The following is a 15,591-nucleotide window of genomic DNA, read 5'->3' on the forward strand; positions in this document are numbered from 1 at the left end:
TCGCGCAGTTCCCCGCGCCCCTGAAGGGCCGCGGGGAACTGCGCGAGAAACCACAACGCACCCGCAGGTGCAAACAGGGAACGCGAGGCACCCACCCCAGGGCCGCGGGGAACTGCGCGAACAACCACAACGCACCCGCAGGGCCAACTCACGGGTACGAACCCACCCCAGGGGCGCGGGGAACTGCGCGAAGTACTCGCCACGCACCCGCAGGAACCCGCAGGGACGACTCAGGGGTGCCCACCCGTACCGGTGAACACCCCTGAACCGAAATCTTCGTGGGCCTCAGTGACCGCCCTGCTCGTCACGCCTCCGCTGCCACCGCTCCTCGATGCGGTCCATCATCGAGCGCCGAGCTCTCCCCTGCCGGCCCGCCCGCGGAGCCGCCCCCGCGGCCCCAGCGGCCTGCTCACCCGGCTTCGGCGCCTTGCGCCACCCGGTCACCGCCAGTACCGCGCACCCCAGCATCACGAGGAAGCCCACGACGCTGAGCCACACCTGCTGGGCGACCATACCGGCCATGAGGAGCGCAATACCTACGAGGAAGCCCGCGACCGCCTGGTAGACCCGTCGCCGGGTGTACGTACGCAGCCCGCTTCCCTCGAGCGCCGTCGCGAACTTGGGATCTTCGGCGTACAGCGCTCGCTCCATTTGCTCGAGCATGCGCTGCTCGTGCTCCGAGAGCGGCACGGAGTCCTCCTCATCGTGCAGTCGCCGGGGCGACCCGGGGGGTCCCTTCAGGATAGGCAGGGAATCGCCCCCGTGAAACCCGCCCCTCTGCGCCAATTGCCGACCGGTGTCCGCCATCACGCACCGGTCCGCTGAGGCTGTCATTCCCCGGCGGCCGACCCGTCATGCCGGGCGGTCTCCCTCGATCATACGGCTCCGAGCCGCCATTCGGGGGGCCTGTGGCACAGTCCATGCGCCCCGGGGCCGCCGGACGCGCCCCTGATCAGCGACGTGTCACGGACGGCCGCTCACGCCTCGTCGGCCTCGCCCGCCTCGGCGAGCACGTGAAGCTGCGTGGCCACGGAGTGGAACGCGGCGAGCTCGGCCGCGGCGGCCTCCAGCTTCAGCAGCGCCTCCTGCGCCCCGGGCTCGGTGTCGACCAGGACGCCGGGGACGAGGTCGGAGAAGATGCGGACGCCGTGCACCGCGCCGACCTCAAGGCCGGCGCCCCGCACCAGCTCCGTGAGCTGCTCGGCGGTGAAGCGGCGCGGCACGGGGTCGCCCTCGCCCCATCGGCCGTTCGGGTCGCCGAGGGCCTGACGGGCCTCCGTGAAGTGGCCGGCGAGGGCGCGGGAGAGGACCGCCCCGCCCAGGCCGGCGGCGAGCAGGCTGAGGACGCCGCCGGGGCGCAGGGCGGCCACCGTGTTGCGCACGCCCTCGGCCGGATCGTCGACGTACTCCAGGACGCCGTGGCACAGCACGACGTCGTAGCCGCCGCGCTCGGCGACGTCGAAGAGGCCGCTGGCGTCGCCCTGCACGCCCCGCACCCGCTCGGCGACGCCTTCCTCGGCGGCGCGGCGCTCGAGGGCGAACAGGGCGTTGGGGCTGGGGTCGACGACGGTCACCCGGTGCCCGAGCCGGGCCAGGGGCACGGCGAAGTTGCCGCTGCCGCCGCCGGTGTCGAGGACGTCCAGGGCCTGCCGTCCGGTGGCCTTGACCCTGCGTTCCAGGGCGTCCTGGAGGACGTCCCAGACAACGGCGGTACGGAGAGCGGCGCGGGGGCGCATCGGGTCCGACACGGTGGTGACTCCTCGGCGGGGCACCGCCTGGGGTGGGGCGGGGCGATCGGTTTCAGGCGCTGTCCACCCTATGGCCTGATCGGCGGCCCGCCGTCACCCGGTGGCCCGGCGTCTCAGCCCGCGTCGGGCAGGTCGCCGCGCGGGGCCGTGTCAGGACCTCCGTCCTGGTCGGGGCGGGGAGGGGGCAGCACCGGCTGGAGCACCAGCATCCGCTCGACCAGGCGGAGGAACATCGCCACGTCCCGGATCAGGTCGTCGGCGTCCCGCACGGTCGCCGCGCCCTGGATGCCCGCCTCGGCGCGGGCACGGCGCCGGGCACCGGAGGCGAACAGGGCGCTCCACTCGGTGAGTTCGGGCGCGATTTCCGGGAGCACCTCCCACGCGCTTCGTATCTTCGCCCGGGCCCTGGGCGAGGTCTCGGGCCTGCCCCGGGCGGCGAGGACGGCGGCGGCGGTGCGCAGGGCGGCCAGGTGGGCCGTCGCGTAGCGCTCGTTGGGGGTGTCGAGGACGGCGGCCTCGTCGAGTCCGGCACGGGCCTGGGCGAGCAGGTCGAGGGCGGCGGGCGGGGCCGCGGCGCGGCGCAGCACCGGGTGGATGTCGCTCGCCGGGCCGTTGTTCAGTGAGGGGGCAGGGCCGGCTGCGCGGCGCCGGCGGGCGGCGGCTGCGGACGAGTGGGCCATGACGAACCTCCTGTCGTCTTCGTGACGGCACGCCATGAGGCGAGTGCCGTATGCGCACATCGTGCGGTATGGCACTGACAATCCGTTCTGACCTGCGACGTTGCTTCGTTCTCCCGTTCGAGCTAACTTTTGCACTGACCAGTCAGTTCAAAAAACTGTTCCCGCACGCTCCAGGGGGATTCGTGGACGATCCGAGCGGACTCGACGTCGTGGCCGACGGCCTCGGCCTGAAGGGGCCGCGGGGGTGGGCCTTCCGCGACGTGTCGGTCGACGCGGGGCCCGGCGCGCTGATCGCGCTGACCGGGCCGTCCGGCAGCGGCCGCACCTGTCTGCTGCTCGCGCTCACCGGCCGGATGAAGCCGACGGAGGGTCGGGCCGTCGTCGGCGGTCTCGAACTGCCCCGGCGCATGGCCGCCGTACGCCGCCGCAGCGGCCTGGCGCACGTCGCCGGGGTGACCGACCTCGAACCGGCGCTCACCGTGGCCGAGCATCTGCGTGAACAGGAGCTGCTGCGGCGGCGGTTCGGGGACGCGCTGCCCCGGCCCCGGCAGCTGCTGCGTCCGCGCGCCGAGCGGCGGCGGGAGCGGCGCCGGCACATCGACGAGGCGCTGGCCGCCGCCGGGCTCGACCTGGCCGCCCTGCCCAAGGGCGAGCGGACCGCGGTGCGGGACCTGGAGCGGGTGGAGGCGCTGCGGCTGTCGCTGGCGCTGGCCCTGCTCGGGCGTCCCCGGCTGCTGGGGATCGACGACACCGACCTGAAGCTGTCGGCCGCCGAGCGGGACGAGGTGTGGGAGCTGCTGCGGTCCGTCGCCGGCACGGGGGTCACGGTGCTGGCCGTGTGCAGCGAGCCGCCGTCCGACGCGGTGGTCGTCCGCACGGACGCGGCCCGGCCCGGCGACGGCGCGGGGACGGGCGGACCCGCCGCCCCTGCCTGCGGGAAGCCCGACGGAACAGCACAGGCCGATCCCACCGACGCCGAAGGACCCGCGGACGAGGCCGGCCCCTCGGACGGCGCACAGCCCGTCGGCGAGGGCGGCGGCGGTGAGGGGCAGGCCCGCAGCCGAGCCCGCGGACGGCGGGTCCGACGGCCCACCCGGGCCCACCGCCGAAGCCCGCGACCCGGCCGACCGGGCCGACGAGCCCCGGCCCACCGCCGAGCCCGCCGGCCGTCTCGCCCACTCCCACCCCGAGAAGGAGACCCCCGCCGATGCGATCGCCGCGACTGGCCGCTCTTGAGCTGCGGCGTTTCGGCCGCGGCACCCTCCCCCGCGCCGCGCTCGTCGCCCTGCTGGTGCTGCCCCTGCTGTACGGCGCCCTGTATCTCTGGTCGTTCTGGGACCCGTACGGCCGGCTCGACCGGATCCCCGTGGCCCTCGTCAACGAGGACCGGGGCGCGACCGCGAACGGCAAGCGGATCACGGCCGGCGACGACATCGCCGAGGGCCTGCACGACAGCTCCGCCTTCGACTGGCGGGAGGTGAGCGAGGAGGAGGCGCAGCGCGGGGTCGAGGACGGCACGTACTACCTGTCGCTCACCGTGCCGGCGGACTTCAGCCGCCGTGTCGCCTCCAGTGCGGGCGACTCCCCCGAGACGGGCGCCCTCCAGGTGCGCACCAACGACGCGAACAACTACATCGTCGGGCAGATCTCCCGGACGGTCTTCGGCGAGGTGCGGCGGGCCGCGTCCACCAAGACCTCCCGGTCCTTCCTGGACCAGATCTTCGTCTCCTTCTCCGGCCTGCACGGCGAGACGGTGAAGGCGGCGCAGGGCGCCGACAAGCTGAACGGGGGCATCGGCAAGGCGGAGAAGGGCTCCAAGGACCTCGCCGCCGGTCTGAAGGACGCCCGCGCGGGCAGCGGCAAGCTGTCCAAGGGCCTGAAGGACCTGCACAAGGGCGCGGGCTCCCTGGAGGACGGCTCCGGGAAGGTCGCGGACGGCACGCAGAAGCTCGCCGACAAGGTGAACGCGCTCAACGCGGAGGCGGGCCCGTTCCTGAAGAGGAACGAGAAGGCCATCGGGGAGACGGCGCGCTTCGTCGCGGACACGGCGGGGCGGCTGCGGGACGACCTGGACGCGCTGGCGGAGAAGGCGCCCGCCGCCGCGAAGGACGCCCGTGAGGCGTCCGGCACCCTGGACACGCTGTACCGCGAGCGCTGCGAGGACGCCGTCCTGCCCGACCCGGCCTGCCCGGAGCTGAAGAAGGCCAAGGAGGCGGCGGCGACCGCCTCGTCCGTCGCGGACGACGTCAGCGGTCTGGTCACCGGGCACCGCGCGGAGCTGAAGAAGCTCGACGGGCACCTCGCCACCCTGGAGAAGCAGGCGCGTGCCCTCGCCGACCGGGCCCCGCACCTCTCCGAGGACCTCGAGGACGCCGTCAGCAAGATCAACAAGCTGAACAGCGGCGCCGGGAAGGTCGCGGCGGGCGCGAAGAAGCTCAACAAGGGTCTCGCCACCGCCGAGACGGGCGCCCGGGACCTGGACAAGGGCGTCAGCAGGCTGAAGACGGGCGCGGACGACCTGAGCGGCGGCCTCTTCAAGCTGGTCGACGGCTCCGAGCAGCTGGCCGGCGGTCTGCACGAGGGCGCCGAGCAGATCCCCGACTACGACAAGGCCGAGCGCGACGAGCGCACCGAGGTGATGGCCGACCCGGTCCGTCTGATCTCCCAGGACCTGCACAAGGCGCCCAACTACGGCACCGGTTTCGCCCCGTACTTCATTCCGCTGTCGCTGTGGGTGGGCGCGATGGTGGCGTACATGCTGATCGCGCCGATGAACCGGAGGGCGCTCGCGGCAGGGGCCTCCGCGTGGCGGATCGCGCTTGCGGGCTGGCTGCCGGTGGTGGCGATCGGGGTGCTGCAGACGGTGGCGCTGATGTCGGTGCTGCACTGGGGGCTGGGGCTGCAGATGGCGCGGGCGGCCGGGACGGTGGGCTTCCTGTTCCTGGTGACGGCGTGCTTCGCGGCGCTCGTGCAGTGGCTCAACGCCCGCTTCGGAGCGGCCGGCCGGATCCTGGTGCTGGCGCTGCTGATGCTCCAGCTCACCTCGGCGGGCGGCACGTACCCCGTGCAGACCAGTCCGGACTTCTTCAACGCGCTGCACCCCTTCCTGCCGATGACCCATGTCGTGGAGGCGCTGCGGCGGCTGATCTCGGGCGGCGGGCTCGGTCCCGTGTGGACGGCCTGCGCGGTGCTGGCGGCCTTCACGGCCGGCGCGCTCGCGCTGACCGCGCTGTCGGCCCGCCGCCGGCAGGTGTGGACGCTCGACCGGCTGCACCCGGAGCTGAGCCTGTGAACCGGCCGGCCGGAGCTCCTGTGAGAATCAGGGCCATGGAACGCAGCAGCACCACGCCGGGCGGCAGCGCCCGCCGCGAGGCCACCCGGCAGAAGCTCTACGAGGCGGCCGTCACGCTCATCGCCGAGCAGGGGTTCTCCGCCACCACCGTGGACGAGATCGCCGAGCGGGCGGGCGTCGCGAAGGGCACCGTCTACTACAACTTCGCGAGCAAGTCGGTCCTCTTCGAGGAGCTGCTGCGGCACGGGGTCGGTCTGCTGACCGACTCGCTGCGGGAGGCGGCCGAGCGGACGGAACGGGAGGGCGGGAGCAAGGTCGACGCCCTGGACGCCATGATCCGGGCGGGGCTGGTCTTCATCGACCGCTACCCGGCCTTCACACAGCTGTACGTGGCGGAGCTGTGGCGTACCAACCGGGCCTGGCAGTCCACGCTGATGGTGGTGCGGCAGCAGGCCGTGGCGGTGGTCGAGGGGGTGCTGCGCGAGGGCGTGGCGGCCGGGGAGTTCAGCGAGGAGATCGACGTGCCGCTGACGGCGGCGGCGCTGGTCGGCATGGTGCTGGTGGCGGCGCTGGACTGGAAGTCGTTCCAGCCGGAGCGGTCCCTGGACGACGTGCACGCGGCGCTGTCGCGGCTGCTGCAGGGCCGGGTCAGCGGCCGCGGCTGACCCGCACGGGCGCCGGACACGCGAAGGCGCCGGTCCGTCGGTGGCCGCGTCCCCCGCGGCCACCGGCCGGGCCGGCGCCTCCCTGTTCCCCCGTTGCTCCCCCGTGATCCCCCGTACGTCCCCCCGTGGAACCCCCGTTGCGGTCGTTCCCCCGGGTTCCCCCGTGCCTCGCTCCCGCCGACGACGCCGGCGGAAGGAGCGGATCGCGGGCCGGTCCCCGTTCCGGCGCCCCGTGTCGCCGGTGCCGTGGGCCCGGGCCCCCTCTCCGTGGTCTCCACTCTTCCGTTCCCGCTGGTCCGGGCCCATCCGCCGCCGTACTCATCTCACCGGCTAGGTACGGGTACTCACTCCTGGGCTCCCGGGCCCACCACGGCGCGCGCCCGCACGGTCACGCTGCGGGGGCGCGGATACTCGGGGACGGGCCCTGACCGGCGGCGGATAAAGTCCCTGGCATGGCACGGATTGCGGTGATCGGCGCCGGCGTGGGCGCGCTGGCGGCCGCCGCCCGGCTGGCCGTCGCGGGCCACCGGGTGGCGGTGTACGAGCGGACGGAGACGTACGGCGGTGCGCTGCGCCGCCGGGAGCGGGACGGGTTCGTCTTCGACACGGGCCCCGGGCTGCTGCCGCTGCCGGCCGTGTACCGGGACCTGTTCGTGAAGACGGGCCGGGAGCCGCTGGAGGAGTGCGTCGAGCTGGTGCAGGCCGACCCGTCGTCGCACCACGTCTTCGCGGACGGCACCCGGGTGTCCCTGCCGAACGCCTCCCGCGCGGGCGTGGTCGCGGCGGTGGAGGAGGCGCTGGGCGCGGACGCGGCTCGGCGCTGGGGCGACTTCCTGGTGCGGGCCCGCGAGGCCTGGGACCGGGCGCGCCGCCCGCTCCTCGAGGAGCCGCTGTGGCCCAACTGGGAGGTGCTGGCCGGGCGCGAGCCCTATCCGGCGGTCCCGCACCGGCGGCTGCTGCGCCTGCGCACGGCGGCCACGCTCGCGGAGGTCGGCGAGTGGGAGCTGCGCGACCCGCGGCTGCGGGCCCTGTTGGAGAGCCACGCTCTGGCGTTCGGCCTGGACCCGCGGACGACGCCGGCGAGCGCGGCGGTGCTGCCGTACATGGAGCACGCCTTCGGCACCTGGTACGTGCGCGGCGGGCTGCGGGAGCTGGCGCGGGCGATGTACGAGCGGTGCCTGGCCCGCCGGGTGGAGTTCCACTTCGGCGCGGAGGTCACCGCGGTACGCGAGAAGGACGGCCGGGCGGCGGGCGTCGAACTCGCCGACGGCACGGCGGTGGAGGCGGACCTGGTGGTCGCGGGGGTCGGCCCCGGGGTGCTGGAGCGGATGTGCGGCACGCGGCTTCGCGGGGAGGGCGAGGTGCCGGCCCGGCGGGAGGGGGCGAGCCGGACGACGGTCCTGCTGGCGCTGCGCGGCGCCCGCCCGGAGGGCGCCCCGCACCGCACGGTGGTGCACACCCGGGACCGTGACGCGGAGCTGGACGCGCTCGCCGGCGGCCGACTGCCGGGCGAGCCGACGGTGACGGTGCTGCGTCCTGACGACCCGGCGCTGGTCCCGGACGCCGGGCACGAGGCGGTGACCGTGACGGCGATGACGCCCGCGGGGGCGGACGGCGCCGAGGAGTTCGCGGAGCGGATGGTGACGGCCGCCGAGCGGGCCGTGCCGGATCTGCGGGACCGGCTGCTGTGGCACGAGGTGCGCACACCTCAGGACGTCGAGCGGGAGACGGGCGCGGAGGGCGGCGCGGTGCCGGCGCCGGCGCTCGCGGCGGCCGACGGCCGGTTCCTGCACGCGTCCAACACCACGCGTCTGCCGGGGCTGTTCACCGTCGGCGGCTGGTCGCACCCCGGCGGCGGGCTGCCGCACGCCGGGATGTCGGGGGCGCTGGTCGCCGGACTGATCGTGGAGGGGCCCAACTTCCGCGGCTCGCAGTGAACGCGGGCCGGGGCGCGGGCGGTTGAGGGGTCCCCTCGGCCGCCCGCCCGCTCAGTAGCGGTACTGCTCGTCGTACCCGTTGCCCTGCGTGCCCTGTTGCTGGCCGCCGTCCTGGTACGGGTACTGCTGCTCCGGCGGGAGCTCGCCGCCGTACGGGTCGTCGGCGCCGCGCTGCTGCGGCACCCACAGGCCGCCGGCCGGGGTCTCGCCGCCGTAGCCGCCCGTCGCGTACGGGTCCTGGGCAGCGTAGCCCTGCTGGGCGTACTGCTGGTCCGTGTAGCCCGTGTCATAGGCGCCGCCGCCGTAGGTGGCGTTGCCGATGTACGGGTCGGAGTACGCGGCGTACTGCTGGCCCGTGTCGTAGCCCTGCTGCTGCCCGTAACCGGAGTAGTCGTAGGCGTAATTGGGGTCGGCGGTCTGCGCGGTCGCGGCGTACTGGTCCTGGCCGGCGTACTGGTCCTGGCCCGCGTACTGGTCCTGGCCCGCGTAGCCCTGGTCGCCGTAGACGCCGTAGGAGCCGGTGTCGTCGGGCAGCGGCTGCGGTTCGTAGACGGCGGAGGACTCCGCGGGCGTCTGACGGTCGGCGGCGGGGGTGAAGACGTCGTCGCGGTCGTAGTCGTCGTCGGCGCCGTAACCGGGCGTCACCGGGCCGGTGTCGAACGCGTCGGCGCGGTCGCCGGACGCCTCGAGGTCGGTGACCTCCAGCGTCGGCTCGTCGCGGCGCCCCTTCACGGCGGACAGCATCGGCGCGTTGACCGCCCAGCCGGCCTGGAAGCCGCGGCGGAACGACAGCGTGACGTAGGTCTGCCCGACGGCGAAGGCGGCGGCGCCCAGCCCGATCACCACCACGGACGGGATCAGCACGCCGAACACGACGCCGAGGAACCCGACGAAGGCGAGCAGCCGCCAGCGCAGGCGCGCCTTGTACTGCAGCAGCACCTCACCCAGCAACCACAGCGCGACGATGCCGAACGCGATGTAGAGGACCGTCCAGCCCATGTACGCCCCTCTCCCAGTGGTCGCTACGCAGTGTGTCGTATGCGCGTGCGACCGGTCTAGGCCTGCGGCGGGTGGTGCAGGCCCAGGTTCTCGTAGATTTCCAGCGTCGCCGTGGAGTTGTTGAGCGTGATGAAGTGCAGACCGGGCACTCCCTCGGCCAGCAGCCGCGCGCAGAACTCCGTGGCGAAGTCGATACCGATGGAGCGTACCGCCGCCGGATCGTCCTTCGCTGCGAGGATCCGCTCTTTCAGGGCGTCGGGGAACACCGCATTACTGAGCTTTGGCAACCGTTCCAGCATCTTCACGCTGGTCACGGGCATGACCTCGGGAATCACGGGCGTCTCGCAGCCCGCCGCGTCGACTCGGTCACGCAGCCGCAGGTACGACTCCGGCTGGAAGAACATCTGGGTGATCGCGTAGTCCGCGCCGGCCCGGCACTTGTCCACGAAGTGGGCCACGTCGGTGTCCCAGTCCGCGGACCTCGGGTGCATCTCGGGGAAGGCGGCGACGCCCACGCAGAAGTCGCCCGACTCCTTGATGAGCCGCACCAGTTCGGCCGCGTAGGTGAGGCCCTGGGGGTGCGGGACCCAGTCGCCCATCGGGTCGCCGGGCGGGTCGCCGCGCACGGCGAGCATGTTGCGGATCCCGGCGTCGGCGTACTGGCCGATGATGTTGCGCAGTTCGGCGACGGAGTGCTCCACCGCCGTAAGGTGCGCGACCGGGGTGAGGGTGGTGTCGGCGGCGATCTGCTCGGTCGCCTTCACCGTGCCGGCCCGGGTGGAGCCGCCCGCGCCGTAGGTCACGGAGACGAAGCTGGGGGCGACGGCCTCGATCCTGCGGAGCGCGTTCCAGAGGTTGCGCTCGCCCTTCTCCGTCTTGGGGGCCCAGAACTCGAACGAGTACGTCCGCTTCCCCGTCGCAAGCATGTCGCGCACGGTGCGTGCGCGGTCCGTTCTGGTGGATGCGGTTCCGAGGGCCATACGGGCAGCGTAGCCACGGGTGGGCGGGGTCCCAACCAGAAGCGGGATATTTGTCTGATTTGCCGACTTGCTGTCCACAGTGTGGACAGAGTTGAGACGCGTCGGCGGTTTTCGGGGCGGTGCTGGTCAGCCCGCGTCCGCGGCCTCGCGTACGCGCCTGGCCAGCTCGGCGGCCGCGGCGCCCGGGTCGTCCGCCTCGGTGAGGGCGCGGACCACGACCACTCTGCGGGCGCCGGCGTCCAGCACCTGGTCGAGGTTGGCCAGGTCGATGCCGCCGATCGCGAACCAGGGGCGGTCGGTGGAGAGCTTGGCGGTGTACCGGACGAGGTCCAGGCCGGGGGCGGGACGGCCGGGCTTGGTGGGGGTGGGCCAGCAGGGGCCGGTGCAGAAGTAGTCCACGCCGGGCTGGACGGCGGCCGCGGCGGCCTCGTCCTCGGCGTGGGTGGAACGGCCGATGAGTATGCCGTCGCCGAGGATCGCCCGGGCGGCGGGCACGGGGAGGTCGCCCTGGCCGAGGTGGAGGACGTCGGCGCGGGCCGCGTGGGCGACATCGGCGCGGTCGTTGACCGCGAGCAGTCTGCCGTGACGGGCGCAGGCGTCGGCGAAGACCTCGAGGTGCTCGAGCTCTTCGGCGGCCTCCATGCCCTTGTCGCGGAGCTGGACGATGTCCACGCCGTGGGCGAGGACGGCGTCCAGGAAGTCGGGGAGGTCGCCTTGGCGCTTGCGGGCGTCGGTGCAGAGGTAGACGCGGGCGTCGGTGAGGTGGGTGCGTGGAGCGTGGGTCATGGGTTCCCCCCGGGGTTGGGTCGCGCTGCGGGCGGGCTCGTCGGCGGAACCCTATGTCGTGCCTGGCGGCACGTGGGATCCGGGAGCGGCGGCTCGCGCCGCTCCCGGTCGGGGGTCCCTAGGGGTGCGTGGGGCTGAGCGCGCAGTTCCCCCGCGCCCCTTGGGGCGTTCGTTCCCTGCGGGTGCGTGGGGGCTGAGCGCGCAGTTCCCCGCGCCCCTCAGGGGGTCACCGGAACGTCGGTCGGACCGTACGGGCCCGGCGTCGCGCGATTCTGCCCCTGCGGGTACGTGGGGGTCGGGCGCGCAGTTCCCCGCGCCCCTCGGGGCGTCACGGGGAACGTGCGTCAGACGGCCAGGGCCTGGGCCCTGCGCTTCACCTCCGTGCCGCGGTTCTCCGCGAGGGCCTGCGCGGGGGTGCCCGGCAGGCTGGGGTCGGGGGTGAAAAGCCACTCCAGCATCTCTTCGACCGTGAAGCCGTCGTCCCGCAGGAGCGTCAGGGTCCCGGTCAGGCCCTTGACGATCTTGTCCCCGTCGATGAAGGCGGCGGGGACGTGCAGCGCGCGGTTCTCACCCCGGCGTACGGCGATGAGCTGGCCCTCCTTGACCAGCTGCCGGACGCGCGTCACCTCGACGCCGAACTTCTCGGCGATGTCGGGGAGGGTGAGCCAGGCGGGGACGAGAGCATCGATCTTTGCGTCAATCTCGGTCACGGGACAAGCCTGCCACCTGCCACCGACAGTCGGAAGCCAGCCCCGTCCCGGCGCGCGGGCGCGTCGGTCAGAGCGTCGCCGACTTCAGCGGCCGCGCCGGGTCCGCGACCCGCTCCGAGTCCAGCGCCGCGCCCGACTCGATCAGCCGCCGCCCCTGCGCCAGGTCCCGGGGCCGCCCCACCGCGAGCAGCGCGACCAGCCGGTCCTCGCGCAGCCAGCACACGCTCCACGCCGGGCCGGCCGGGTCCCCGCGCCACACCGTGCGGTCGGCGTGCGCGTGGTGCCCGGCGTACTGCACGAACCGCCCGAACTGCTCGGACCAGAAGTACGGCACCGGGTCGTACACCTCACGCTCCTCGGGCCCGCCGACGATGTTCGCGGCGACCGTGCGGGGCCCCTGGAGGGCGTTGTCCCAGTGGTGGACGAGGAGGCGCTCGCCGTAGCGGGCGGAGGGGAAAGACGCGCAGTCGCCGACGGCGTACACGTCGGGCAGGGAGGCCGCCAGATACTCGTCGGCGAGGACCTCGCCGTGCGGGCCGAGGGCGATCCCGGACCCGGCCAGCCAGGCGGTGGCGGGGCGGGCGCCGATGCCGACGACGACCGCGCCGGCGGGCAGCCGGGTGCCGTCGTCGAGGAGCACGGCGCCGGGCTCGACGCGCTCCACGCGCGCGTGGGTGCGCAGCGTGACGCCGGCCTCCGCGTACCAGGCGGTCATCGGCGCGGTCACCTCCGCGGGCAGCACGTCCGCCAGCGGCCGTTCCTCGGCCTCGACGACGGTGACCGCGCAGCCCGCCTCCCGGGCGGCCGTGGCGAACTCCGCGCCGATCCAGCCCGCGCCCACCACCACGATGTCGTGCCGCTCGGCGAGCACCGGCCGCAGGCGTACGGCGTCGTCCAGGGTGCGCAGCAGATGCACGCCGGGCACGCCCTCGGCGCCGGGCAGCCGCAGCGGTTCCGCGCCGGTGGCGATCACCAGCACGTCGTACGGGACGGGCCCGGCCTCGGTGTCCAGCTCGTGGTCGCCGGCGCGCAGTCCCGTCACCTCGCAGCCGAGCCGCAGCTCGATCCCGAGCTCCTCGAAGTCCACGTCGAAGGCCGAGCTCTCGGCGGTGCCCAGCAGCACCGCCTTCGACAACGGCGGCCGGTCGTACGGCTGGTGGGGCTCCGCGCCGATCAGTGTCACCGCGCCGGTGAAGCCCCGCTCCCGCAGCGCCGCGGCGGTCTGCACGCCCGCCATGCCCGCGCCCGCCACCACGACCCGGCGCGGCGCGGCCCGTCCCGGTTCCTGCGTCTGCTCGCTCACCCGCTCACCATAGACACCCGTGCCCGCCGCGCCGGACCGCTGCCGCGCGGGGTCCCTTACGGGTGCGGCGCGGCGCGGGCTAGGGTGGCCCGCGTACACGCACTCGCGGGAGCCCGGACGCACCGGGCTGAGAGGGAGGCTGGCGGCCTCCGACCGTACGAACCTGATCCGGGTCATGCCGGCGAAGGGAGGGGCTGGACGCCCATGTCGCGCACGCGTACCTCAGACGTCCTCGTCGTCGGGGGCGGGATCATCGGTCTGGTGACGGCCTGGCGGGCCGCGCAGGCCGGTCTCGCCACGACGGTCGTGGACCCGCAGCCGGGCGGCGGCGCCGCCCGGGTGGCGGCCGGGATGCTGGCCGCCGTCACCGAACTGCACCACGGCGAGCAGACGCTCCTCGGCCTCAACCTGGCCTCCGCCCGCCGCTATCCCGACTTCGCGGCCGAGCTGTCCGACCGCACCGGCCAGGACCTCGGCTACCGCCGCTGCGGCACCCTCGCCGTGGCGCTCGACGCCGACGACCGCGCCCATCTGCGCGAGCTGCACGCCCTGCACGAGCGCTCCGGGCTCGACTCGCAGTGGCTGACCGGGCGGGAGTGCCGGCGCCTGGAGCCGATGCTCGCGCCGGGGGTGCGCGGCGGGCTGCGGGTGGACGGCGACCACCAGATCGACCCGCGCCGGCTGGCGTCCGCGCTGCTGACCGCCTGCGAGCGGGCCGGTGTCACGCTGCACCGCGCCTGGGCCGAGCGGCTCACCGTCCGCCGTGACCGCGCCGCCGGCGTGGTCACGGCGGACGGCGACGAGCTGGGCGCGGGCCAGGTGGTGCTGGCCGGCGGCAGCTGGAGCGGGCGGCTGGCGGGCGTGCCCGCGGAGGTGCTGCCTCCGGTGCGTCCGGTGAAGGGGCAGGTGCTGCGACTGACCATGCCGGACCGTCCCGGGCCGTTCCTGAGCCGCACGGTGCGCGCGGTGGTGCGCGGCAGCCACGTCTACCTGGTGCCGCGTGAGAGCGGCGAGCTGGTGATCGGCGCGACCAGCGAGGAGATGGGCTGGGACACCACGGTCACCGCGGGCGGCGTCTACGAGCTGCTGCGCGACGCCCACGAGCTGGTGCCGGGACTCACCGAGCTGCCGCTCACCGAGACGCTCGCGGGACTGCGCCCCGGCTCCCCCGACAACGCGCCGCTGCTCGGCCCGACCGGCCTCGACGGGCTGCTCCTCGCCACCGGGCACCACCGCAACGGCGTGCTGCTGACGCCGGTCACCGGCGACGTCATGGCGCGGGTGCTGACCACCGGCGAGCTGCCCGACGAGGCCCTCCCGTTCACCCCCCGGCGCTTCGGCGCCCCCGTCCTCGCGGAGCAGTCCGTATGAACGCCCCGGTCACCACGGTCACCGTCACCGTCAACGGCGAGCCCCGGGAGTTCCCGCCCGGCACGGCCCTCGACCTCGTCGTCAGGTCGCTCACCGCGGCGCCCTCCGGGGTGGCCGCCGCCCTCAACGAAACCGTCGTCCCACGCGCGCAGTGGCCCGCCACCCCCCTGTCCGAAGGGGACCGGGTGGAGGTCCTCACCGCCGTCCAAGGAGGCTGACCATGGCCGACGATCCCCTCGTCCTCGGCGACCGGACCTTCACGTCCCGGCTGATCATGGGCACCGGCGGGGCGCCGAGCCTCGACGTGCTGGAACGGGCCCTGGTGGCGTCCGGCACGGAGCTGACGACCGTCGCGATGCGGCGGGTGGACCCCTCGGTGCAGGGGTCGGTGCTGTCGGTGCTGCGGAAGCTGGGCGTGGAGGTGCTGCCGAACACCGCCGGCTGCTTCACCGCCGGGGAGGCCGTGCTCACCGCGCGGCTGGCCCGGGAGGCACTGGGCACGGACCTGGTGAAACTGGAGGTCGTGGCGGACGAGCGCACCCTGCTGCCGGACCCGGTGGAGCTGCTGGACGCGGCGGAGACCCTGGTCGACGACGGGTTCACGGTGCTGCCGTACACCAACGACGACCCGGTGCTGGCGCGGAAGCTGGAGGATGTGGGCTGCGCCGCCGTGATGCCGCTGGGCTCGCCGATCGGCTCCGGCCTCGGCATCCGCAACCCGCACAACTTCGAGCTGATCGTGGAGCGCGCGGGCGTGCCGGTGATCCTGGACGCGGGCGCCGGCACGGCGTCGGACGCGGCCCTGGCGATGGAGCTGGGCTGCGCGGGCGTGATGCTGGCGTCCGCCGTGACCCGGGCCCAGGAGCCGGTGCTGATGGCGACCGCGATGCGCGCAGCGGTGGAGGCGGGGCGGCTCGCGCGGCGGGCGGGGCGCATCCCCCGGCGCCACTTCGCGCAGGCGTCCTCGCCGGTCGAGGGCCGGGCGGAGCTGGACCCGGAACGGCCCGCGTTCTGACGGCGGACGGCAGCGTTCCGGCCCGCGTGCCCACCGTGCTTCGGACGCGGTCGGGTAACACAGGTCACAGCTCCGCTCCAACGGCGGTTGAACGGGCCGGGGCTG

At 74.4% G+C, this 15,591-nt stretch carries 14 protein-coding genes, 1 pseudogene and 1 riboswitch; of the genes and pseudogenes, 7 read left to right on the top strand and 8 right to left on the bottom strand.

Annotation, left to right across the window (positions count from 1 at the left end; all coding sequences use genetic code 11):
• Positions 1-285: 285 nt before the first annotated feature.
• The 3 genes from AY578_RS08540 to AY578_RS08550 form a co-directional block, all read right to left on the bottom strand.
• Complete coding sequence (locus AY578_RS08540) at positions 286-690, bottom strand: SCO2097 family morphological protein (RefSeq protein WP_026243386.1); 405 nt, start codon at positions 688-690, stop codon at positions 286-288.
• 287 nt (positions 691-977) lie between these two features.
• Complete coding sequence (locus AY578_RS08545) at positions 978-1,748, bottom strand: methyltransferase (protein ID WP_019521961.1); 771 nt, start codon at positions 1,746-1,748, stop codon at positions 978-980.
• 113 nt (positions 1,749-1,861) lie between these two features.
• Positions 1,862-2,428, bottom strand: coding sequence for an SAV_6107 family HEPN domain-containing protein (locus tag AY578_RS08550; RefSeq protein WP_019521962.1), 567 nt, complete (start codon positions 2,426-2,428; stop codon positions 1,862-1,864).
• 68 nt (positions 2,429-2,496) lie between these two features.
• Between AY578_RS08550 and AY578_RS08555 the strand changes: the two are divergent.
• The 4 genes and pseudogenes from AY578_RS08555 to AY578_RS08570 form a co-directional block, all read left to right on the top strand.
• Positions 2,497-3,117 (top strand): annotated as a pseudogene (locus AY578_RS08555) (ATP-binding cassette domain-containing protein); the annotation flags it as partial.
• A 518-nt stretch (positions 3,118-3,635) separates the two neighbouring features.
• The gene (locus tag AY578_RS08560) at positions 3,636-5,720 is read left to right on the top strand and encodes a YhgE/Pip family protein (RefSeq protein ID WP_019521964.1); all 2,085 of its coding nucleotides are present in this window, start codon (positions 3,636-3,638) and stop codon (positions 5,718-5,720) included.
• A gap of 35 nt (positions 5,721-5,755) precedes the next feature.
• Complete coding sequence (locus tag AY578_RS08565) at positions 5,756-6,385, top strand: TetR/AcrR family transcriptional regulator (protein ID WP_019521965.1); 630 nt, start codon at positions 5,756-5,758, stop codon at positions 6,383-6,385.
• Positions 6,386-6,837: 452 nt separating this feature from the next.
• Positions 6,838-8,322 (top strand): phytoene desaturase family protein, encoded by a 1,485-nt coding sequence (locus AY578_RS08570; RefSeq protein ID WP_136237772.1) that lies wholly within the window; start codon positions 6,838-6,840, stop codon positions 8,320-8,322.
• Between the two features lie 51 nt (positions 8,323-8,373).
• On the opposite strand, the gene AY578_RS08575 is transcribed toward AY578_RS08570, so the two are convergent.
• The 5 genes from AY578_RS08575 to AY578_RS08595 all read right to left on the bottom strand — a co-directional run bounded on the left by AY578_RS08575 (position 8,374) and on the right by AY578_RS08595 (position 13,100).
• Complete coding sequence (locus AY578_RS08575) at positions 8,374-9,321, bottom strand: SCO2102 family sporulation regulator (RefSeq protein WP_019521967.1); 948 nt, start codon at positions 9,319-9,321, stop codon at positions 8,374-8,376.
• 56 nt (positions 9,322-9,377) lie between these two features.
• Positions 9,378-10,301, bottom strand: coding sequence for a methylenetetrahydrofolate reductase [NAD(P)H] (gene metF, locus AY578_RS08580; RefSeq protein WP_051101571.1), 924 nt, complete (start codon positions 10,299-10,301; stop codon positions 9,378-9,380).
• Positions 10,302-10,427: 126 nt separating this feature from the next.
• Entirely contained in the window at positions 10,428-11,087 is a 660-nt protein-coding gene (gene thiE / locus AY578_RS08585; protein ID WP_136237773.1) for a thiamine phosphate synthase, read from the bottom strand.
• Between the two features lie 344 nt (positions 11,088-11,431).
• On the bottom strand, positions 11,432-11,797 hold the full coding sequence (locus AY578_RS08590; RefSeq protein WP_019521970.1) for an Rv2175c family DNA-binding protein: 366 nt from the start codon (positions 11,795-11,797) through the stop codon (positions 11,432-11,434).
• 67 nt (positions 11,798-11,864) lie between these two features.
• On the bottom strand, positions 11,865-13,100 hold the full coding sequence (locus tag AY578_RS08595; protein ID WP_136237774.1) for an NAD(P)/FAD-dependent oxidoreductase: 1,236 nt from the start codon (positions 13,098-13,100) through the stop codon (positions 11,865-11,867).
• Positions 13,101-13,195: 95 nt separating this feature from the next.
• Positions 13,196-13,307, top strand: a riboswitch (TPP riboswitch).
• Between AY578_RS08595 and thiO the strand changes: the two genes are divergently transcribed.
• The 3 genes from thiO (at position 13,305) to AY578_RS08610 (ending at position 15,486) form a co-directional block, all read left to right on the top strand.
• Entirely contained in the window at positions 13,305-14,471 is a 1,167-nt protein-coding gene (thiO, locus tag AY578_RS08600; RefSeq protein ID WP_019521972.1) for a glycine oxidase ThiO, read from the top strand. It overlaps the preceding riboswitch by 3 nt.
• Positions 14,468-14,689, top strand: coding sequence for a sulfur carrier protein ThiS (gene thiS, locus AY578_RS08605; protein ID WP_093767983.1), 222 nt, complete (start codon positions 14,468-14,470; stop codon positions 14,687-14,689). Before thiO ends, thiS begins: the two co-directional genes overlap by 4 nt.
• A gap of 2 nt (positions 14,690-14,691) precedes the next feature.
• Entirely contained in the window at positions 14,692-15,486 is a 795-nt protein-coding gene (locus tag AY578_RS08610; RefSeq protein ID WP_019521974.1) for a thiazole synthase, read from the top strand.
• The last annotated feature ends 105 nt before the right edge of the window (positions 15,487-15,591 follow it).

Origin of the sequence: Streptomyces thermocarboxydus, from assembly GCF_024760485.1 — a bacterium.
Lineage (GTDB): Bacteria > Actinomycetota > Actinomycetes > Streptomycetales > Streptomycetaceae > Streptomyces > Streptomyces cellulosae.